At 67.2% G+C, this 20,038-nt stretch carries 24 protein-coding genes and 1 tRNA gene; 9 read left to right on the top strand and 16 right to left on the bottom strand.

Going from position 1 to position 20,038, the window contains the following annotated elements; translation table 11 throughout:
- Positions 1-10 precede the first annotated feature (10 nt).
- The 4 genes from NMP03_RS00340 to cpdR all read right to left on the bottom strand — a co-directional run bounded on the left by NMP03_RS00340 (position 11) and on the right by cpdR (position 1,954).
- Positions 11-637 (bottom strand): hemerythrin domain-containing protein, encoded by a 627-nt coding sequence (locus NMP03_RS00340; RefSeq protein WP_256506584.1) that lies wholly within the window; start codon positions 635-637, stop codon positions 11-13.
- 160 nt (positions 638-797) lie between these two features.
- The gene (locus tag NMP03_RS00335) at positions 798-1,058 is read right to left on the bottom strand and encodes a hypothetical protein (protein ID WP_256506582.1); all 261 of its coding nucleotides are present in this window, start codon (positions 1,056-1,058) and stop codon (positions 798-800) included.
- A 366-nt stretch (positions 1,059-1,424) separates the two neighbouring features.
- Positions 1,425-1,499: transfer RNA gene (locus NMP03_RS00330), tRNA-Val, on the bottom strand.
- A 77-nt stretch (positions 1,500-1,576) separates the two neighbouring features.
- Positions 1,577-1,954 (bottom strand): cell cycle two-component system response regulator CpdR, encoded by a 378-nt coding sequence (gene cpdR, locus NMP03_RS00325; protein ID WP_256508160.1) that lies wholly within the window; start codon positions 1,952-1,954, stop codon positions 1,577-1,579.
- A 150-nt stretch (positions 1,955-2,104) separates the two neighbouring features.
- Between cpdR and NMP03_RS00320 the strand changes: the two genes are divergently transcribed.
- Positions 2,105-2,959, top strand: coding sequence for an N-formylglutamate amidohydrolase (locus NMP03_RS00320; protein WP_256506581.1), 855 nt, complete (start codon positions 2,105-2,107; stop codon positions 2,957-2,959).
- Between the two features lie 248 nt (positions 2,960-3,207).
- Here the strand turns inward: NMP03_RS00320 and NMP03_RS00315 are convergent, their stop codons facing one another.
- Together NMP03_RS00315 and NMP03_RS00310 are read right to left on the bottom strand one after the other, a co-directional pair.
- Complete coding sequence (locus NMP03_RS00315) at positions 3,208-3,999, bottom strand: SapC family protein (RefSeq protein ID WP_256506580.1); 792 nt, start codon at positions 3,997-3,999, stop codon at positions 3,208-3,210.
- Positions 4,000-4,033: 34 nt separating this feature from the next.
- Positions 4,034-5,479 (bottom strand): FAD-binding oxidoreductase, encoded by a 1,446-nt coding sequence (locus tag NMP03_RS00310; protein WP_256506579.1) that lies wholly within the window; start codon positions 5,477-5,479, stop codon positions 4,034-4,036.
- 124 nt (positions 5,480-5,603) lie between these two features.
- Here NMP03_RS00310 and NMP03_RS00305 point away from each other — a divergent pair, with 124 nt between their 5' ends.
- The 3 genes from NMP03_RS00305 to NMP03_RS00295 all read left to right on the top strand — a co-directional run bounded on the left by NMP03_RS00305 (position 5,604) and on the right by NMP03_RS00295 (position 7,891).
- Entirely contained in the window at positions 5,604-6,044 is a 441-nt protein-coding gene (locus tag NMP03_RS00305) for a hypothetical protein (RefSeq protein WP_256506578.1), read from the top strand.
- Positions 6,045-6,131: 87 nt separating this feature from the next.
- Positions 6,132-7,628 carry a DEAD/DEAH box helicase gene (locus NMP03_RS00300; RefSeq protein WP_256506577.1) on the top strand — a complete coding sequence of 499 codons (1,497 nt, stop codon included), beginning with the start codon at positions 6,132-6,134 and terminating at the stop codon, positions 7,626-7,628.
- 8 nt (positions 7,629-7,636) lie between these two features.
- Positions 7,637-7,891, top strand: a complete 255-nt coding sequence (locus NMP03_RS00295) for a DUF1289 domain-containing protein (RefSeq protein WP_256506575.1) — start codon at positions 7,637-7,639, stop codon at positions 7,889-7,891.
- Here the strand turns inward: NMP03_RS00295 and NMP03_RS00290 are convergent.
- From NMP03_RS00290 to NMP03_RS00275, 4 genes are all read right to left on the bottom strand, one after another.
- Positions 7,866-8,735 (bottom strand): RcnB family protein, encoded by an 870-nt coding sequence (locus NMP03_RS00290; RefSeq protein ID WP_256506574.1) that lies wholly within the window; start codon positions 8,733-8,735, stop codon positions 7,866-7,868. The two genes, NMP03_RS00295 and NMP03_RS00290, sit on opposite strands and share 26 nt — an antisense overlap.
- 113 nt (positions 8,736-8,848) lie before the next feature.
- On the bottom strand, positions 8,849-9,340 hold the full coding sequence (locus tag NMP03_RS00285) for a GAF domain-containing protein (RefSeq protein ID WP_256506573.1): 492 nt from the start codon (positions 9,338-9,340) through the stop codon (positions 8,849-8,851).
- 162 nt (positions 9,341-9,502) lie between these two features.
- Complete coding sequence (arfB, locus tag NMP03_RS00280; protein WP_256506572.1) at positions 9,503-9,910, bottom strand: alternative ribosome rescue aminoacyl-tRNA hydrolase ArfB; 408 nt, start codon at positions 9,908-9,910, stop codon at positions 9,503-9,505.
- On the bottom strand, positions 9,903-10,610 hold the full coding sequence (locus NMP03_RS00275; protein WP_256506571.1) for an RluA family pseudouridine synthase: 708 nt from the start codon (positions 10,608-10,610) through the stop codon (positions 9,903-9,905). Before NMP03_RS00275 ends, arfB begins: the two co-directional genes overlap by 8 nt.
- A 124-nt stretch (positions 10,611-10,734) precedes the next feature.
- Between NMP03_RS00275 and NMP03_RS00270 the strand changes: the two genes are divergently transcribed.
- Positions 10,735-11,505: a M15 family metallopeptidase gene (locus NMP03_RS00270; protein WP_256506570.1), complete on the top strand. Its 771-nt coding sequence runs from the start codon at positions 10,735-10,737 to the stop codon at positions 11,503-11,505.
- Between the two features lie 142 nt (positions 11,506-11,647).
- Here the strand turns inward: NMP03_RS00270 and wrbA are convergent, their stop codons facing one another.
- The 3 genes from wrbA to NMP03_RS00255 all read right to left on the bottom strand — a co-directional run bounded on the left by wrbA (position 11,648) and on the right by NMP03_RS00255 (position 13,803).
- Positions 11,648-12,250, bottom strand: coding sequence for an NAD(P)H:quinone oxidoreductase (gene wrbA / locus NMP03_RS00265; RefSeq protein ID WP_256506569.1), 603 nt, complete (start codon positions 12,248-12,250; stop codon positions 11,648-11,650).
- 129 nt (positions 12,251-12,379) lie between these two features.
- Positions 12,380-13,078, bottom strand: a complete 699-nt coding sequence (locus tag NMP03_RS00260) for a pirin family protein (RefSeq protein ID WP_256506568.1) — start codon at positions 13,076-13,078, stop codon at positions 12,380-12,382.
- Between the two features lie 89 nt (positions 13,079-13,167).
- Entirely contained in the window at positions 13,168-13,803 is a 636-nt protein-coding gene (locus NMP03_RS00255) for a mannan-binding lectin (protein ID WP_256506567.1), read from the bottom strand.
- A 120-nt stretch (positions 13,804-13,923) separates the two neighbouring features.
- Here NMP03_RS00255 and NMP03_RS00250 point away from each other — a divergent pair, with 120 nt between their 5' ends.
- The 4 genes from NMP03_RS00250 (at position 13,924) to NMP03_RS00235 (ending at position 17,557) form a co-directional block, all read left to right on the top strand.
- Entirely contained in the window at positions 13,924-14,829 is a 906-nt protein-coding gene (locus NMP03_RS00250; RefSeq protein WP_256508159.1) for a LysR family transcriptional regulator, read from the top strand.
- Positions 14,830-14,974: 145 nt separating this feature from the next.
- Entirely contained in the window at positions 14,975-15,688 is a 714-nt protein-coding gene (ctrA, locus tag NMP03_RS00245) for a response regulator transcription factor CtrA (RefSeq protein WP_256506566.1), read from the top strand.
- Positions 15,689-15,821: 133 nt separating this feature from the next.
- Positions 15,822-17,063, top strand: coding sequence for an alkaline phosphatase family protein (locus NMP03_RS00240; RefSeq protein ID WP_256506565.1), 1,242 nt, complete (start codon positions 15,822-15,824; stop codon positions 17,061-17,063).
- A 38-nt stretch (positions 17,064-17,101) separates the two neighbouring features.
- On the top strand, positions 17,102-17,557 hold the full coding sequence (locus tag NMP03_RS00235) for a MaoC family dehydratase (RefSeq protein ID WP_256506564.1): 456 nt from the start codon (positions 17,102-17,104) through the stop codon (positions 17,555-17,557).
- 3 nt (positions 17,558-17,560) lie between these two features.
- On the opposite strand, the gene NMP03_RS00230 is transcribed toward NMP03_RS00235, so the two are convergent.
- The 3 genes from NMP03_RS00230 to NMP03_RS00220 form a co-directional block, all read right to left on the bottom strand.
- A complete protein-coding gene (locus NMP03_RS00230; RefSeq protein WP_256506563.1) occupies positions 17,561-18,247 on the bottom strand; it encodes a peptidase in 687 nt (228 codons plus the stop codon).
- Positions 18,248-18,542: 295 nt separating this feature from the next.
- On the bottom strand, positions 18,543-19,079 hold the full coding sequence (locus tag NMP03_RS00225; protein WP_256506562.1) for an adenine phosphoribosyltransferase: 537 nt from the start codon (positions 19,077-19,079) through the stop codon (positions 18,543-18,545).
- 97 nt (positions 19,080-19,176) lie between these two features.
- Entirely contained in the window at positions 19,177-20,010 is an 834-nt protein-coding gene (locus NMP03_RS00220; RefSeq protein WP_256506561.1) for a cytochrome c1, read from the bottom strand.
- Positions 20,011-20,038: the final 28 nt, after the last annotated feature.

The following is a 20,038-nucleotide window of genomic DNA, read 5'->3' as shown; positions in this document are numbered from 1 at the left end:
TTCGAAAGGGTTACAGCAACGGTCGCTCGCCATGTTCGAGCAACGCGGGGATGACGATTTCCTCCTCGTCGGCCAGATGTCGCAGCATCAGCGCGAGAAAGCGGTCGGCGCCCTGGGCATAGGCATCGGCCGCGCGCAGGCCGGCGTCGCCGGGGAGCGCGAGCGCAGCGAGCAGCGCGCGTGCATCGTCGACGGTATTGAGCAGGAGTTCGTGGATCAGCGCGTGATCGGCCTCGAGCAGGTCGAAGCCGGCGACCATCCGCGGATCGATCGTCTTGAACTTGGGGAAATAGGCCGCGTCCTCGATCTGGTGATGCTGTTCGAGATGGCCGAGAAAGCCGTTGAGCCGTGGGACGAAGGCGCGCTCGAAGGCATGAGGATCGAGCTGGCGGTCGCGAAACCGATCGACGACGCGCGCTACCTCGGCGCCCTCGCCGCGCAGCGATCCGTGGACGTGCAGCCAGAAATCGGCGAGCTGCCCGAAATTGGCATGCGCGCGCCATCCGGCCTGCGGATGCGCCGCGAGCAAATAGGCGATCGAATCGTCGATGCTTGAACGCGCAGCTAGCCCCAAATGGGCATTGTCCTCAGCGATGCCGCAATCCTCCCAGCTACTGCCGCGGAAATCCGCCGTCATGCGCTGAAACAGCTTTCGTCTTATTTCAAGCGGCTTGCAGCATCCGAATCAATCGAGGGAGCCGTTGCCCCGCCGGGATGGTTTGGCGCCTTGCCAAAAAAACGTGACAAGGCGCCTCCCACATAGGCAACCGGTGATCACCGGCGCCCCGCGTTATGACTCAGTTGCTATCGGGAACGTCGTCGTCGTTCTCCTTATCGATGACGAGGTACGCCACGCCAGCTACCATGCCGGCAAGGATGACCAGCGGGATCGTGCTCATGCCAGCGACCCCGTTTGATTTCGAAGTGCTCGTTCCTGCGCGTACCGACTTGGAAACCGAAAGGCTCGATGCAGGGTTGGCGGGCGCGGCGGTTACAGCGACCGGCGCTGCAACGAGGGCGAGGCCGGCTGACGCCATCACTAAAGATTTGAAGCCCATAAATTTCTCCTTTGAACGCAACACAAACGTCGCGACGAATTAACGGCCAACGCACAGCCTTGTTCAAAACAACATCCAAGACTGCCCTTTTTGGACGCTCGCTATCCTTAGGCCGAGTCGTAGAAGCGGTGCTGCTTGGCGCGGAACAGCGCGGCTAACGCGGGCGGCCGATTGCTTCGTCCGCCCCGCCCACCTCGACACCGCCTTGGCATGATCGCGAACGACCGCTCCGCGTGTCCTCGACGAACTCGGATCTTTGATTCCGACGGCGGGCGCTTTCACATGGTGGGGTTATCGCGAACCTTTGACCCATGTGCAGCGGGCGATAAAAAGCCCCGGAAATCCGCAGATAACCGAGGCTTTTTATGGTGGGCGCGGCAAGGATTGAACTTGCGACCCCTGCGATGTCAACACAGTGCTCTACCACTGAGCTACGCGCCCCCAGTGGGAGCGACGCCATTAGCGAGGGTCGCCGCCGGGCGCAAGCGGGTAAACGCCTGCGCGGCCCCTGCGGCGCATCAATTATGGGTGGGAACGGTTTCGCTCTCGAACAACCGGTCGATCTCTAGCACCAGGTCGCGCAGGTGGAACGGCTTCGACAGCACGCGTGCATGCGGCACCGCCTTGCCCGCCTTCAGCGTCACCGCGGCGAAGCCGGTGATGAACATCACCCGCATGTCGGGTGCCATCTCGCCCGCGCGCTGCGCGAGTTCGATCCCGTCCATCTCGGGCATCACGATGTCGGTGAGCAGCAGGTCGAACGATTCGGTCTCGAGCAACGGGATCGCCGCGGTCCCGCGATCGACCGCGCTGACCGCATAGCCCGACCGTTCGAGCGCGCGCGTCAGATATTCGCGCATGACGTTGTCGTCTTCGGCCAGCAAAATCCTGTACATCACGTCCCCGTCTCTCGCCGGCCCCGGCGCCTTGCCCATCCTATGCGACAAGCCCTTAATATATTCCAGCCGGTGCCGCGTTGATCCCGGCGCGAATGCGGCCCCGATACTGCATTGTCGGCGCCATTGGCAGCGTTTAGCAACGAAGCGGTGACCAGCAGCACAGCATCGCCGAGTTTCGATCGGTTCGGCCCTGCCGAGCCCGCATCGCCGGTGGTCCTGTCGGTGCCGCATGCCGGGCGCGAATATCCCGCGGCGATGCTGGCGGCGATCCGGCTGCCGCTGGCGGCATTGCTCCCCCTCGAAGACCGCCATGTCGATTCGATCGCGCATGCCGCACGCCGCAACGAGACGATGCTGGTCGCGCGCCGCGCCCGCGCCTGGATCGACCTTAACCGCAGTGAGGACGAGCGCGATCGGCGGATCGACGAGGGTGTCTCGGCCAGCATGATGCCGTTCGAATCGGCCAAGCTCAAGGGCGGACTGGGGCTCGTCCCGCGGCGCGCGGGGGTCTCGGGCGACGTGTGGCGGCGGCGGCTGCGCGGCGACGAGGTGATGGCGCGGATCGTCGCGGATCACCGGCCCTATCACGCAGCGCTCGCAGCCGCGCTGGCGGCGGCGCGGCGGCGCTTCGGCGTCGCGGTGCTGCTCGACATCCATTCGATGCCCACGCTGGCGGGCGAAGCGCCGGCGCGGATCGTGCTGGGCGACCGCTTCGGCCAGAGCGCCGCAGCGCCGTACCTTGCGCGGATCGAGGGCGCCGCCGCCGTCAGCGGGCTGCGGATCGCGACCAATGCACCCTATGCCGGCGGGCATATCCTCGACGCGCACGGCGCCCCCGCTGCGGGCATCCATGCGGTGCAGATCGAATTCGATCGCACGCTGTATCTCGATCCTATGACCCTGACCCCCAACGCGGGCGCGCAGCGGCTGGGACATATCCTGCGGACGATGATCGACGCGCTGCTCGACGAGATCACCCCGGTCGCTGCCGCCGCCGAATGACCGCGACCGCCGCATAAAAAAACCACCCCGTACGAAAACGTACGAGGTGGCCAAGGTTCAGGGAGGAGACACGCCTGAAAGGCGCGTCGCACGATCCCGCGAAAGGGGGGACACGAGATCGCGTAAGACCGATATAGGCGATGGGTTTTGGCGCTTCAAGGCTTTCGGGCGACATTCGCCCAAGCGTTGCAAATCAAAGACAAATCGGCGCCGCGACCGTCGTTATCGACGGCCGCGACGGATGTGCATCAGTTGAGCGGCTGGGCGTTCAACGGCGGCGCCTGCTGCGGCATCTTGCCCTGCTGCATCTGCTTCGAGAACAGGTCGCGCATCAGGCTGAGCGAGAACAGGTGCGCATAGACGAGCGGCAGTATGCCGTTCTGCGTCAGCTTGCGCAGCTGGTCGCCGCGCAGATCGTTCAGCTTCTTCTCGTCGACCATCTGGAAACCGCGATAGACGAAGGGCTGCGCGCCCTCGGGCTGGATCGAGATTTCGCCGTCCATCAGGATGCCCAATTCCTTGAGCTCGCGCATGAACTGGCCGGTGCGCTGGCCTGCCTGCTCGAACTGCTCGGCGAAGTTGAGGATGCCCTTGGTCAGCTCGGTCGGCTCACCGTTCTCGAACAGGCGCTCGCCATCCTCGAACGCGCCGATCGTGTCCGACGTCGGATCGAAGCACAGCGACAATTCGTCGGTGTCGGGGCGCAGCTTGGCGAGCAGATAGGGATAGCGGCGGATATAGGCGGGGACATAAACCTCGTTGTCTACCAGCGCGCCGGCATCGTCGATGAAGGTGTTCACGCCTTCGTTGAGCCCCATCAGCGCCAGCGGCACCGGATCGTCGCCGATCGAGAACACGATCGGCATCCGGCGCTGGACCAGCGGGAATTCCTCGACGGTCAGTGGAACCGCGTGATGCTTGGCGAGGAACGGCGCCACATTGGCCGGGCGCACGCGGAAATCGGCGTGGGTCTGGCTCGAAAGCGGCTCGAGGTTGTTGTAGAAAAGGGGCAGCGATTGCGACTGCGGCACGGTGGCCATCTTACTCTCCCGGACGAATAAAGTTCGCCGCGCTCTAGGTGGCGGGCAGGTCGCGCGCAAGGGACACGAGTTTGCCTGGGTTGAAAAGCCCCTGCGGGTCGAACGCGGTCTTGATCGCGCGCAATGCCGCCAGCCGCGAAGGCGGCCCCAGCCGCGCCAGTTCGTCGCGCTTCATCTGCCCGATGCCGTGTTCGGCCGAGATCGACCCACCCGCCGCGACGACCAGGTCGTGGACGAAGCGCGTCGCGACCGGCGCGTCGTGCGCATACCAGCGCGCGGGATCGGCACCCGCGGGCGCGCGGACGTGGAAATGGACATTGCCGTCGCCGAGATGGCCGAACGCGGTGGCATGGGTACCCGGGAACCGCGCCTCGACCGCCGCCGCCGCCTCGATCATGAAGCGCGGCATCGCGGGCACCGGGACCGAGATGTCGTGCTGCGCCGCCGGTCCGGTCGCGCGTTCGGCCGCCGACAGCGAGTCGCGCAGCGTCCAGAACGCCGCGGCCTGGGCTTCGCTCGCGGCAATCGTCGCATCGGCGACCAGCCCGTCGGCGATCGCATTGGCGAGCAGCGTTTCGAGCGTCGCGGCGGGATCGGCCTGCGGATCGCCGCTCGCCGCCTCGATCAGCACGTGCCAGCGATGCGTGCCCACGACGGGCGAGCGGCCGCCGGGGACATGCGCGATCGCCAGCGCCAGCGTGTCGCCGGGAATGATCTCGAAGCTTTCGACCAGCTCGGTGCGCGCCTCGATCCGGCGCAGCAGCGCCAGCGCGTCCTCGGGCGAGCGAAGCCCCGCCCAGGCGACCGCGCGCACCGCGATTCCGGGCACCAAGGTCAGCGCGGCGGCGGTGACGATCCCCAGCGTCCCCTCGGCGCCGATCAGCAGCTGGTCGAGGTCGTAGCCGCGATTGTCCTTTTTCAGCGACGACAGCCCGTCGTGCACCGATCCATCGGGCAGCACCGCCTCGATCCCCGTCACCAGCCGCCGCATCGTGCCGAAGCGCAGCACCTGGGTGCCGCCGGCATTGGTCGACACCAGTCCGCCGATCGTCGCCGATCCGCGCGAGCCCAATGTCAGCGGAAAGCGCATCCCCCTGGCGTCGGCGGCAGCTTGCAGATCGGCGAGGATCACCCCCGCCTCGACCACCGCGCGGCCCTCGCTCTGCGATACCGATCGCACGGCGTTCAGCCGGCGCAGCGACAGGATCAGCGCACTGCCATCGGATGGCGGGGTCGCGCCGCCGACCATCGAGGTATTGCCCCCCTGCGGCACCAGCGCCACGCCATATTCGGCGGCAAGCGCGACGATCGCGGCGACGCCTGCGGTATCGGCGGGCTGGAGCATCGCCGGCGCCTGCCCATGATAGCGGCCGCGCCAGTCGGTCAGCCAGGGCGCGATCAGCTCTCGATCGTCGATCACCGCGCGTTCGCCCAGGCGCGCGCGCGCCGCCGCGATCATCAGGGTCTGGGCTGGCGTCATGGTCGCGCAGCGCGTAGCATAGTTGCCGACGCGCGAGCAATTCATCGGACGTTCAACCCAATTTCCGCAAGTTTCGCGCACGATGGTGCATGTATTGGCGATACCGTTTCCTTTTTTGACGGCAATGCTCCTTTGGATCGGGGCGGCGCCGGCGCAGCAAGCGCAGCTTCGCCCGGCCGAACCCGCCCAGCCGGCCACCGTTCGCGTCCGCCAGCGGATCCTGATCCGCGTCACGCGCATATCGATACCGCGCACCCCGATCGCCTCGGCAGCGCCGCTGCCGCCGATCAGCTGGGTCGAACAGCGCAGCGAACAATGCGTGCCGATGGAGTCGCTCGCAGGCGCAGCGATCACGCGGCCCGACAGCGTCGACCTGGTATTGGCGGGGGGCAAGCGGATGCGCGCCAAGCTGGACGGCGATTGCCCGGCGCTCGGCTTCTATCAGGGCTTCACCGTCGCGCGAACCAGCGACGGGCGGTTGTGCGCGCAGCGCGACACGATCCGCTCGGCATCGGGGAGCACGTGCCGGATCGAGGGTTTCCGGTCGCTGGTGCCCGCGCGCTGACGCGCGAACCTTGACAATCCGGCGCAAATCCGCGACCCGCTCCGAACCTGCGGGTGCATCGCGCGCCCGCGATTTCCGGACATTCGCATGAGCTTTGCCGATCTCGGCCTGTCTGACGAACTACTGCGTGCCGTCAATGAATCGGGTTATACCGAGCCGACGCCGATTCAGGCGAGCGCGATCCCCTCGGTTCTGATGATGCGCGACCTGATCGGCATCGCGCAGACCGGCACCGGCAAGACCGCGTCGTTCGTGCTGCCGATGATCGACATCTTGGCGCAGGGGCGCAGCCGCGCGCGGATGCCGCGTTCGCTGATCCTCGAGCCGACGCGCGAACTCGCCGCGCAGGTCGCCGAGAATTTCGAGAAATACGGCAAATATTCGGGGCTTTCGATGGCGCTGCTGATCGGCGGCGTGTCGATGGGCGACCAGATGGCGGCGCTCGAAAAGGGCGTCGACGTATTGATCGCGACGCCGGGCCGGCTGATGGACCTGTTCGGGCGCGGCAAGATCCTGCTCACCGGCTGCTCGCTGCTGGTGATCGACGAGGCCGATCGGATGCTCGATATGGGGTTCATCCCCGATATCGAGGAAATCTGCACCAAGCTGCCCAAGGCACGCCAGACGCTGCTGTTCTCGGCGACGATGCCGCCGCCGATCAAGAAGCTGGCCGACAAGTTCCTCGACAATCCCAAGATGATCGAGGTGTCGCGCCCAGCGTCGAGCAACCTCAGCATCGCCCAATATCTGGTGCCGCTGAAGTCCGACGCCAAGCGATCGACGCTGACCGCGCTGCTCCAGCAGGAAGAGGTGCGCACCGCGATCATCTTCTGCAACCGCAAGACGACGGTGCGCGAGCTGAACAAGAGCCTGCGCCGCTCGGGGCTGGCGTCGAGCGAAATCCATGGCGACATGGACCAGTCGGCGCGGCTGGCCGAGCTCGATCGCTTCAAGCGCGGCGAGGTCAATATCCTGGTCGCGTCGGACGTCGCCGCGCGCGGGCTCGACATCAAGGGGGTCAGCCACGTCGTCAATTTCGACGCGCCTTGGCATCCCGATGATTATGTCCACCGCATCGGCCGCACCGGCCGCGCGGGCGCGACCGGGGTCGCCTACACCTTCGTGACCCCCGAGGACGCCGAGAACGTCGCGAATATCGAGAAGCTGCAGGGGCAGAAGATCGAGCGTCTGTCGGCCCCCGCCACCGCAGCGGTCGAAACGCCCGCCGCCAGGGAGCCCGCCGCCGACAGCCCGCGCCGCGAGCGTTCGCCGCGCCGCGGTGCCAAGCCACGGACGAACGCGCCGAGCTTCGAACCCGAGATCGCCGAAGTCCTGCCCGAGCCTATTCTCGACGATCCGCTGCCCGCCGAAATCGTCCGCCCGGTGCGCGAAGAGCGCCGCCCGCGTGACGAAGCGCGGCCGCAGGAAACCGGACGTTCGCGTGAAGAGGGCCGCTCGCGCGACGAGGGCCGCTCGCGCCGCGGCGACCGTCCGGCGCGCCACGAACGCCAGGCCGACGATCAGCCCGACGATGGCTGGAACGGCCCGTTCCCGGCGTTCCTGGAAGTCACGCTGAACCGCTGAAGCACGCAATGGCCGCCGCCGACTTCATCGCCTTTCCTGCGCCGAAGATGGCGAGCCCGTGCAACCTGGTGTGCACGCTCGACAAGGCGACCGGCTGGTGCCTGGGGTGCGGGCGCAGCGGTAGCGAGATCGCCGGCTGGTCGGCGGGCGACGACGCCGCGCGGCAGGCGATCCTCGATCAGCTGCCCGCGCGCATACGGCTGCTGGGCGACCGTGCCGTCTCCACCGACGACGCGGTCAGGGGCGCCCCGACCCCTCGCTGACCGTCGTCGTCGCGGGCTGGCCATAGGTGATCGTCGTCGTCATCACCGGCGGGTAGTAATAGCCGTTGGCGACATAGCCCGCGGTGGTCATCACCGTGCGCTGCGAGGTGATCACCCGCGGCCGATAGGTGCGAGTCGTCACCGTTCCCGGGGCGTTGTCGACCATCGTTCCGGGCAGCGGCTGGACGACCTCGCCGCGCTCGCCGTAGCGGACATCCGCGCGCAGCGGCGCCGCAATCGGCACCGAAGCCGCGGCATAATCGGCGCCGCGGCGCTGGCTGGGCGGCGGGGGTGGCGCTTGCGGTCCGCGATCGTTGGCGCGGTTGATCGCCGCGCCGGCGACAGTGCCCATCATCGGGGCATCGTCGGTCGCCCGGGCAGCATAGACCGTATCGCGATACGGCTCGGCACGATCGACATAGCCGCGCCCGTCGCGGTTCCATTCGACCCCGGCGACCGAATCATGGACATAGCCCGCCTGGTCGATCAGCACCGCATCGTCATAATAGCGATACCAGCCATAGCCCTGCGGCGGCGCGCCCAGCCCATAGCCCGCGAAATCGGCGATGTAGAAGCTCGGCTGGATCCAGTAACGCGGCACGCCGAAGCCGCGCACCGGCCGGCGATAGGCTGTCCAGCCGCCGGGCGCGCGATAGCCGGCATGCCAGCGACCCTGATAGCGATCCCCCCAGCGCGCCGGCTGGATCAACGGGCGCGGTGCCAGCGGCGCACGGACGACCGGGGTTGGGGCGATGCCGGGCGTGGCGCGCTGCTGCGTCGCCTGGGCGATAGCCCCGATCGGTAGCGCCGAAACCAGCACCGCCGTCATCATCAGACCTCGCATCCCCAGCTCCCCTGCCTGCCACCCTCATCTGCCGCACGTAACACGGCGGGTTAATGGTATCTTAACAGGTGTCGCGAGTCGCCGCGAATCGCGTGAGCGTCGCCAGGCGTCCCTTATCGGGGCAGGTCGAGCCGGTCGCCCAGCATCGCCACCAGCGCCTCGCACCCTACCGCATCCTCGGCATCGAAGCGCCCCGGCACCGGGCTGTCGAGGTCGAGCACCCCGAGCAACACCCCGTCGCGAACGATCGGCACCACCAGCTCGGAGCGGCTGGCGGCATCGCAGGCGATGTGGCCGGGGAAGGCGTGTACGTCGGCGACCACCTGCGTCTCGAGCGTCGCGGCGGCCGCGCCGCACACGCCCTTGCCGAAGGCGATCCGGATGCACGCCGCCTTGCCCTGGAACGGCCCGAGCACCAGCTCGCCCCCGACGACGCGGTAGAACCCCGCCCAGTTGAGGTCGGGCAGATATTGCCACAGCAACGCCGCGGCATTGGCCATGTTGGCGATGCCGTCGCGCTCGTCGGCGGTCAGCGCGTCGAGCGCTTGCGCGAGATCGTGGTAGAGGTCTGATTTCTGGGTCGCGGTGATGGCGAAATCGTACATGGCGGGCTTTCGGATGCGTTGGTTTGGCCTACCCCTACCCCGTTCGCCCTGAGCTTGTCGAAGGGCGGCCCGCAATCTCCAATGGCGCGCGGGCTGATGGTTCTGGCCGCCCCTTCGACAAGCTCAGCACGAACGGGTGGGGGTAAGGCTATCCCCCTCCCCTCAGTCCATCGAAACCTTGCCGCGCCCGGCCTTCACGCTCGCGCGGCTTTTCTTGGCATCGACGCGCTTGGCCTTGGCATTGCGGCTCGGCTTGGTCGCGATCCGCCGTGCCTGGCGCACCATCGCCTGCCCCACCAGTTCGGACAGCCGCGCGCGCGCATCCTCGCGATTGGCGTCCTGTGTACGAAAGCGGCGCGCGGTGATCAGCAATTCGCCGCCCGCGGTCATCCTGCTGCCCGCCAGCGTCTTCAGCTGCGCATAGGCCCAGGGCGCCAGCCCCAGCCGATACACATCGACGCGCAGCTGCACCGCGGTCGCTACCTTGTTGACATTCTGCCCCCCAGGCCCGGTCGCGGCGAGGAAGCGTTCCTCGACGATCGCTTCGTCGGGGATGCGATAGTCAGACACCCGCCGGGTCGCTCGGCTGGTCGCTGGGCTCGGCACTGGCAACCGGCGCAGGCCCGAACCCCGCCAGCGCAAAGCGCTCGGGCAGGTCCGAGGTAGCGGCGACCGGCGGCTTGCCTTCGCGCGGCACCGACAGCTCGACCGCGTGCAACAGCATCACCAGCCGCTGATCGGCCCGGCCATAGACCGGATCGCCGACGATCGGGATCCCCATGCCGTGCGAGGCATGGACGCGGATTTGGTGCGTCCGCCCGGTTTCGGGGGTGAAGGCCACCAACGCGCGGCCCTGATGCTCGCGCAGCACCTCCCAATGCGTCACCGCGCGCTTGCCCTGCGGATCTCCGACCATCCGCCAGCCGGTCTCGGCGGTGCTGACCTTGATCAGCGCCATGTCGACGGTGCCGGTCGCGTCGTCGGGCACGCCGTCGAGCACCGCGAGATATTTCTTGGTGACCAGCCCTTGTTCGAACGCCTGCTGGAACCGCTTGTGCGCCTTGGGGTTGCGCGCCAGTAGCAGGCAGCCGCTGGTGTCGCGGTCGAGCCGATGGACGGGCAAAGGAACGCGCTTGAAACCGAAAGTCAGCTCATCGAGCATCGATTCGACACTCGGGCTGCGGTCGCGGGGCGAATCCACCGGCAGGCCGGCGGGTTTGTCGAGGATCAGTGCCTCGCCATCGATGAACAGGATGCGGTCGCTTAACATGGTCCCCCCTATAGGGATGTTTGGCCCTAGGCGAACCCTCCTATCCGCCGTTCGTGCTGAGCTTGTCGAAGCACCGTTTTTCTTTTCGGCTGCCGAAGAGAAGAACGGCACTTCGACAAGCTCAGTGCGAACGGTGCTTGGGGTGACGCTAGCGCTCACCCTCGCCGCCTGCGCCGCGCCGCCGGCGGAGGTCGCCGCACCCGCCCCGCCGCCGCCGGTCGCGGCACCCACGGTCGCTATCGCCCCGCCACCGATCGTCGCACGCGCGCCGGTCGCGCTGTGCGAGCGCGGCAGCGTCGCCCCCACCCGCGACGGGCGGCTGCTCAACCATTTCCCCTATCCCGGCGTGTCCGAAAGCGTGCTGCTGCCCGCCCCGCCCCCGCTCGACGACGGCGGCGCGTGCCGCGTCCATCCCGCGATGCTCGGCGACCTCAACCGGCTGATCGCCGCGTCGAACGCCGATCCGGCTGTCGCGGGCAAGCTGCGCTCGGTATCGTGCCATCGCGGCGTCGCGTTCCAGGCGCAGACCTTTTGCGCGGGGATCCTGTCGGGCCGGAGCATGGGCTTTCGCGACCGCGCCTGGGCATCTGCCCCGCCGGGCTATAGCGAACACGCCACCGGCTATGTCGTCGATTTCGGTACTACCGATCGCGGCGGCTGCCCCGATGCCGACGCATGCTTCGCCGCGACGCCAGTGGGCAAATGGCTGATCGCCAACGCCGCGCGCTACGGCTTCGAAATGTCGTTTCCCGCGGGGAACAAGCAGCAGATGAAGTGGGAGCCGTGGCATTGGCGCTGGGTCGGCACCAGCGCCGCGGTGCCGGGGGCTACGGCGGCGCGCGCTACCTTCTCGCAGGCGCGCAAGTCGTTTCCGGCGAGGCCTCGGCCCGAGTGACTTTTGACGTACCGTTCGTCCTGAGTAGCCGCTGAGCTTGTCGAAGCGGCGTATCGAAGGACCGGCCCGCTTGGGGCAATCTCCTTCGATACGGGCCTTCGCCTTCGCTCAGTCCCTACTCAGGACGAACGGTGGGCTGATTCTATCCAAACAGCTTCGCCGCGACCTCGGCGATCCGCCGCCCCTGATACCGCGCGCCGTCGAGTTCGACCGCGCTCGGCTGGCGGCTGCCGTCGCCATCGGCGATCGTCGTCGCGCCATAAGGCGATCCGCCCTTGACCTCGTCGAGCCCCATCTGCCCCTGGAAGCCGTAATCGAGCCCGACCACCGTCATGCCGAAGTGCAGCAGGTTGGTGATGATCGAGAACAAGGTGGTCTCCTGCCCGCCATGTTGGCTTGCGGTCGAGGTGAACGCGCCGCCGACCTTCCCGTTGAGCGCGCCGCGCGCCCATAGGCCGCCGGTGGTGTCGAGGAACGCCGCCATCTGGCTGGTCATCCGGCCATAGCGCGTGCCGGTACCGATCACGATCGCGTCATAGTCCGCCAGCGCGTCGGGGCCTTCGATCACCGGATGCGCGCTGTCGGTCTTGAAATGCGCCGCCTCGACCACCGCCTGCGGTGCGGTTTCAGCAACGCGGCGGATATCGACGCTCGCGCCGGCACCGCGTGCACCCTCGGCGACTGCCTCGGCCATCGTCTCGATATGCCCGTAGGATGAATAATAGAGCACCAGAACTTTTGCCATCTTCAATCTCCTTGAGCCCTTCTCCCCTCCCGCCTGCGGGAGGGGTCGGGGGAGGGAATGTCACGGAGGGCGCACCGCGTCGGGACACGCCCTCCCCTAACCCCTCCCGCAAGCGGGAGGGGGATTTCGCTATTCCGAATCGACCAACACGATCTCGGCTTCCGCGGTCGCGCGGATCGAGACGGTCTGGCCGCCCGTCAGCGCCGCGCCGTCGCGAGCATTGACCGCCTCGCCATTGACCTCGATCGCGCCGGTGGCGGGCACCAGATACACGTGCCGCCCCTCGCCGATCGCATAGTCGATCGTTTCGCCCGCCTTCACCGTCGCGCCGAGCACCCGCGCCTCGGCGCGGATCGGCAGCGCGTCGCCATCCTCGGCAAAGCCGCTGGCGAGCACCGCGAACTGGCCCGAGCGCTGCTCCTTGGGGAAGGGCTTGGCACCCCAGGACGGTGCACCGCCGCGCCGGCTCGGCTCGATCCAGATCTGGAAGATCCGCGTCGTCTCGGGCTCGAGATTATATTCGGCGTGGCGAACCCCGGTGCCTGCCGACATCACCTGGACGTCGCCCGCCACGGTGCGGCCTTCATTGCCCATCGAATCCTTGTGGGTGATCGCACCCGATCGCACATAGGTGATGATTTCCATGTCGCTGTGCGGATGCGGCGGGAAGCCCGAATTGGCGGCGATCTCGTCATCGTTCCAGACGCGGATCTTGCCCCAGCCCATCCGTGAGGGATCGTAATAATTGGCGAACGAGAAATGATGGCGCGCCTTGAGCCAACCATGGTCGGCATGGCCCAGGCTTTCGAACGAACGTTTGTCGATCATCGCTGAGTTCCTTTCGTGTTGAAGGGAACATAGGTGCGATCGATGGTCACGAAAATCGAAACGATGGAAACACTTCGTTTCGCCGCCGGCTATTGGCGATAGCGTATTTCGCATAAGCCCTGCTGGCCCTGCATCGTGCGCCACTGGCCAGTCCATTCGCCGCGTTCGCGGATCGCCACCCCCTGGCATTTCACCTGAGCATCGACCTGGTTGAAGATCACCCCGGCAGCGATCTCGCGCACCAGGTCGCGCGAGCGCATGTCTTCGCCATCGTCGTAGCGACGATCATCGTAGCGGCGGTCGTCGTAGCGATCGCGGCGCCGGTCGTAGCGGCCGCGCCCCGCCCGGTCGCCGGCGCTCGGCCGCGTGCCGTTGATCGCGTACAACCGCCGCCACGCGCCGCGCCGCTCGGTGATCTCGATCACCCGGCCGCCAATATTCAGGCGGATCTGCAGGTCGCGCGTGGCATCGTCGAGATCGATATGGCCGTCGGTGCGCCCGGTCTCGACGAACCGCGCCTTCACCCGCCCGTCGCTTGCATATTCGATCCAGTTGCCACGCCGCCCCTCGACGAAATAGCCGCCGGGATACTCGACGCGACCGACGTCGAGCGCGAAATCGTCGCGCCGATCCCAGCGCTGCGCCGCCGCTTCGGGCTGGGCGGCACCCGCCGCGCCGCCGATCCCCACCAGCACCGCCAACCCCAGAGCAACGCTACCCAGCATCGTCCCCTCCGCCGAAGTCGTTTCGATCGCACAACCATATCGCGGCCGCGCGGCGAGGGGAATATGGTAAACGCCCGCGCAATTGCCGATCGGCTTCGGTTCGCTTATCCCACCGGCACGATGCAGCTCCCCGACCTAGAAGCATGGGCGATCTTCGCCGCGGTGGTCGAACAGCGATCGTTCAGCGGCGCCGCCACCGCGATCGGCGTCAGCAAGGCGACGGTGTCGAAGGCGATCACCCGGCTCGAGGCGCGGCTTGGCACCTCGCTGTTCCACCGCAGCTCGCGCAAATTGACGCTCACCGACAGCGGCAAGGCGCTCGCCGAACGCGCGCAGCGAATCGTCGAGGAGGGCCATGCCGCCGAGGAAGCCGCGCGCGAGGCCGCGACCGCGCCCGCCGGGCTGGTCCGGGTCGCCGCGCCGATGACCTTCGGCGTCCGCCACGTCGCCCCCGCGATCGCCGATTTCCTGCTCGCCAATCCCGCGATCCAGATCGACCTGACGCTGTCCGACACCCGGATCGACATCATCGCCGCCGGCATCGACGTGGCGCTGCGGATCGCCGACCTGCCCGACAGTTCGCTCCGCGCGCGCCGGCTGGCGAGCGTGCGCGGGCATATCGTCGCCGCCCCCGCATATCTGGAGCGCGCCGGCACCCCGACGCATCCCGCACAGCTCGCGGAGCATGCCTGCTTCACCTATACCAACCGCCCCAACCCGACCTGGCAGTTCGAGGGGCCGAATGGCGAAGTCGCGGCGATCCGCCCGAGCGGACCGCTCGCCGCCGACAGCGGCGATGCGATGCTGCCGGCATTGCGCGCCGGGCTCGGCATCGCGCGGCTGCCTGATTTCATCGTCGAGGAGGATCTGGCCGCGGGATCGCTCGTCACGATCCTGCCCGAATGGGCGGGGCAGCCGATCGGGCTGCATTTACTTACCCCGCCGGGTGCAAGGCGCCCCGCGCGCGTCGAGACCTTGATCGCCTTCTTCGCCGATCGCTTCCGCAACTTGGCCGCCAACCCCTGACGATTCGCCGCGACTCGCCGGAATAGGCCGGTTAGGGACAAATTAACCTTTTGCCTTCAGATGTGTTTAGGTTAATCGATTACTCAGCAGTGCGCCGGCCGCAGGGGGGCGGGTCCGCACTACACGGGTACAGGGGGACGAACCGATGCGCGTATTGCTGATCGAGGACGAGCCGACGACCGCCAAGGCGATCGATCTCATGCTGACGACCGAAGGTTTCAACATCTATACGACCGATCTTGGCGAAGAAGGCCTCGATCTGGGCAAGCTGTACGATTACGATATCATCCTGCTCGACCTGAATCTGCCCGACATGCACGGCTACGAAGTGCTCAAGCGGCTCCGCGTCGCGCGCGTTTCGACGCCGGTGCTGATCCTGTCGGGCAACAACGAAATGGACAGCAAGGTGCGCTCGTTCGGCTTTGGCGCCGACGATTACGTCACCAAGCCCTTCCACCGCGACGAACTGGTCGCGCGCATCCACGCCGTCGTCCGCCGCTCGAAGGGGCACAGCCAGTCGGTCATCCGCACCGGCAAGCTGGCGGTAAATCTCGATGCCAAGACGGTCGAGGTCGACAATGCGCGCGTGCATCTGACCGGCAAGGAATATGCGATGCTCGAGCTGCTTTCGCTGCGCAAGGGCACGACGCTGACCAAGGAAATGTTCCTCAACCACCTCTATGGCGGGATGGACGAGCCCGAACTCAAGATCATCGACGTCTTCATCTGCAAGCTTCGCAAGAAGCTGAGCATGGCGACCGACGGCGACAATTATATCGAGACCGTATGGGGGCGCGGCTATGTGCTGCGCGATCCCGACGGGATCGGACTGAGCCTGGTCGAGGCGCAGGTCGCCTGATCCGAATCCTTTACCAGGGGGGGGCTGTGAAGTGTAGCGGCCGCGGTTTCCGACAGGGAACCGCGGCCGCTTCCTTGTGATCGGCGCGCCGAAGCGTCTTTCCCCGGTAACGCTTCGGTGGCAGTGCGCCGCCATGCACCTCATCACTCGCCTCACTGCCGTCGCGTTGGCCGCCGCGCTCCAGGCCTGCGCCGCAGGCCCCGCCATCGCCCCCGAACCGCGGCTCGCCGCCGCGCCTGTCGAACGGCGCGAACCGGTGACGATCCTGCTGTCGATCGACGGCTTCCACCCCGATTACCTCCAGCGTGGGCTCACCCCCAATTTGTCGCGGCTGGCGGCGCAGGGCGTCCAGGCGCCGATGCGCCCCTCCTTCCCGACCAAGACCTTCCCCAACCATTATGCGATCGTCACCGGCCTGCATCCCGACCGCAACGGCATCGTCGCCAACCGGTTCGAAGACCCGGCGCGCCCGGACGAGGTCTTCACCATGGCGAATCTCGAACCCTATTGGTGGGACCAGGCCGAGCCGATCTGGGTCACCGCCGAAAAGGCGGGCGTCCGCACCGCGACGATGTTCTGGCCGGGATCGAACAGCAAGGTGCGCGACACCTATCCCAGCGACTGGCAGCAATTCGCGCAGGCGCTACCCGAGCGCAACCGCGTCGCCGCGGTGGTCGACTGGCTGCGACGCCCCGCCGCGACCCGCCCCAAGCTGGTGACGCTGTATTTCGATACCGTCGATACCGCGGGCCATCGCTTCGGCCCGCGATCGCCCGAGGCGAACAAGGCGATCGGCGAGGCCGATGCGCAGATCGGCGATCTGATGCGCGAGCTGGAAACGCTCGGCCAGCCCGCGAACCTGATCGTGGTATCCGACCATGGCATGGCGGAGGTGTCGGCCGATCGGACGATCGACCTGCTCGCCGCCTTCCCCGCCAGCGACATCCGGCTGGCCGAGGACGGCCCTTATGCGTCGTTCCACGCGCAGCCCGGACGCGAAGCCGCAGTGCGCGCCGCGCTCGCCAAGCGACACCCGCACATGCGCTGCTGGGAAAAGGGCGAGCTGCCCGCGCGGCTGGCTTACGGCCGCAACCCGCGCGTCCCGCCCTATATCTGCATCGCCGACAGCGGCTGGACGATCCTGGGCCAGCCACCCAAATATCCGATCAAGGGCGGCGCGCACGGCTATGACAATGCCGATCCCGCGATGCACTCGATCCTCGTGGCAAATGGCCCCGCGTTCCGCCGCGGCGTCACGCTGCCGATTGCCGACAATGTCGATGTGTACGCGCTGCTCCGGCACCTGGCGGGACTGCCCGCTGCGACCGACGTCGATGGCCGGATCGCGCCGCTGCGCGCGGCGCTCGCCGAATAGGGGTTGCGGGCGTCGCGTTTCGCATCGAAACTGACCGCATGCGCTATTTCGAAGACCTGCAAGTCGGCGAGAAGGCCGCGTTCGGCAGCCACCTCGTCACCCGCGAGGAGGTGCTGGCGTTCGCGACACGCTACGACCCGCAGCCCTTCCATCTGTCCGACGAGGCTGCAGCCGAGACCTATTTCGGCCGGCTGTCGGCGAGCGGCTGGCACACCTGCGCGATGACGATGGCGATGTTCGTCGCGCACCTCAAGGAACACCCCCAGGCCGCACTCGGCGCCGCGGGCGTCGATGAATTACGCTGGCTGAAACCGGTTTACCCCGGCGATACGCTGCGCTGCGAGAACGAACTCATCGAAAAGCGCGCATCGCGCAGCCGCCCCGAGATGGGGAGCACGCGTGCGCGCATGACGACGTACAACCAGCAAGACGAGCCGGTGCTGACCTTCGTCGCGATCGGGCTGATCGCGACGAGGCCAGCCTCGACTTCGTAAGCCTTATTGCGGGCGAACCGCCCCGCGGTTCATTGCGCGCGTCGCCTGGCGGTTGGCGCGGTTGACCTGACGTTCGGCGCGGTTCTGCTGGCGAATGACGCCGGCCGGACGGTTTGGCCGCGTGATTTGCCGGTTTTCCCGCCGCAGTTCGCGCGCATCGCCGCGGCGTTCTTGGCGAAACTCGCGCCGGTCGTCGCGTCGCTCGGCGCGGAACTCGGGCCGGGTCACTTCACCCTGGCGGAAGTCGCGACGGTCTCCACGGCGATCCTGACGGAAGTCGCGCGTGTCTTCGCGGCGGTCCTGGCGGAAGCCCTGCCAATTGGCGCGCAGATCACGGCGCTGCGCGGGTGCCAGATTGCCGCGCCGGCCTTCCCAATAACGCTGCTGCGCGCCATTCCAGCGCACCGGACGACGATCGCGGCCATACACATAATAGCCGGTGCCGGGATAATAGAAGCCGTTGTTCCAGCCGAAATACGAGCCGCCCAAGCCGCCGCCATAGAGACCGCCGCCGAGGCCGCCGAAGCCCGACCCATAATAACCATCGTCATAATAGCCATCGTCGTAATAGCCGGTGCCGACGCCGACCCCGAGGCCGCCATAGCCATAGCCCTGGTTATAGCCACAGGCCGACAGGCCAATAGCGGCGACGATGGCAAAACCTGCCGTGCGAATGCGTGACGTGAACATCTGGGAGCCCTCCAGGATACGCGGAAGTATGATCAACCTATACAGTAGCGCGTTGAACCGAGTGTGAACCGGTGATGCGTGCTGAACGGGGGGCGAGCGGTGAAGGTTCCCGCGCCGCCCGCTGGCTCAGCCGCTCCGGGCACCCGCCACATCCTCCCCCGCCAGGGGGAGGGGGACCGCCGCGCAGCGGTGGTGGAGGGGGCGGACACGAGCCGCCCGTTGGCGATCCGCCCCCTCCGTCAGCCCTAAGGGCTGCCGCCCCTCCCCCTGGCGGGGGAGGATTAAATGCGGCGCGTCAGTGGCCCTCGAACGCCACCAGCGAATGCACTTCGATATCGTCGCCGCGCAGCGCATCGCCGCCGCCGAGTTCGGGCAGGTCGATCACGAACGCCGCCTGCGTCACCACCCCGCCCGCCTTGCGGATCAGCCGTACCGCGGCGCGCGCGGTGCCGCCGGTGGCGATCAGGTCGTCGACCAGGAGCACGCGCGCGCCGGGCGTCAGCGCGTCGGCATGCATCATGATCCGATCGGTACCGTATTCGAGCGCATAATCCTCGGCGATCGTCGCGCCGGGCAGCTTGCCGTCCTTGCGGATCAGCAGCACCCCGGCGTTCAGCGCCAGCGCAAGCGTCGGCGCGAACACGAACCCGCGCGCCTCGATCCCTGCCACCAGATCGATCGGGCCTGCGATCGCCGCCGCCATGCTGTCGGTCGCCAGCCGCAGTCCCGCGGGGTCGAGCAGCAGCGTGGTGATGTCGCGGAACTGGATCCCGGGCTTGGGGAAATCGGGGATCGTGCGGATGAGCGAGCGAAGCTGGTCGGCAACGGTCATGTCGGTCTCCAATACGTCTTCATCTTCGGGTCGCACGAAAAAGGCCCCGAACTCCTGGGTGGAGTCCGGGGCCTTTCATCAAACCCTCAATCGACGATCAATGCTTCAGGTCGCGCCAGATGTTGCGGTAGGCGCCATAAGCGAGGCCAGTGAAGACCAGGATGAACAGGAACGCCGCGAGGCCCGCCTGGTGGCGCACTTCGAGCTTGGGCTCGGCGGTCCAGGTCAGGAACGCCGCCACGTCCTTCGCCATCTGGTCGACCGTTGCCGGCGTGCCGTCGGCATAGGTGACCTGGTTGTCGGCGACCAGCGGCGGCGACATCGCCAAGTTCAGCGTCGGGAAATAGGGGTTGTAGTGCAGCCCCGGCGGGGTTGCGGCGGTAGGATGCTCGGCGACCAGTTCGGCCGGCTGCGGCTGATAGCCGGTCAGCAGCGAATAGACATAGTTCGCGCCATCGCCGCGTGCCTTGGTCATCAGCGACAGGTCGGGCGGGATCGCGTTGTTGTTCGCGGCGCGCGCGGCGACTTCGTTGGCATAGACCTTGGGCAGGCGATCGGCGGGCGTGTTCTTGCGCGTCGCGACTTCGCCGGTGTCGGGGTTCACGCTGGGCGCCTCGACCGTCCACTGGTTCGCGATCGCCTTCACTTCGCCTTCGCTATAGCCAAGCGAAGCCAGGTCGCGGAACGACACCAGGTTGATCGAATGGCACGCCGAGCAGACTTCCTTGTACACCTGGAAGCCGCGCTGCAGCTGCTGGTTGTCGAACTTGCCGAAGATACCCGCCGAGGCCAAGCCAGCGTCGCGCGGGCTAAGGTGATACTCGTGCGAGGCATCCTCGGGCTGGGCCTCGGCAGTGATGGTGCCGAACAGGCCCAGCACCAGGACGAAGGCGAAGCCCAGGCCAATGAGTGGTGCGATGATACGGATCATGTGGGTCGTCTCGTCCTTGGTTCGACTG

The organism is Sphingomonas qomolangmaensis (assembly GCF_024496245.1).
GTDB classification, from domain to species: Bacteria; Pseudomonadota; Alphaproteobacteria; order Sphingomonadales; family Sphingomonadaceae; genus Sphingomonas; species Sphingomonas qomolangmaensis.
This window is presented reverse-complemented; position numbering and strand designations above follow the sequence as displayed.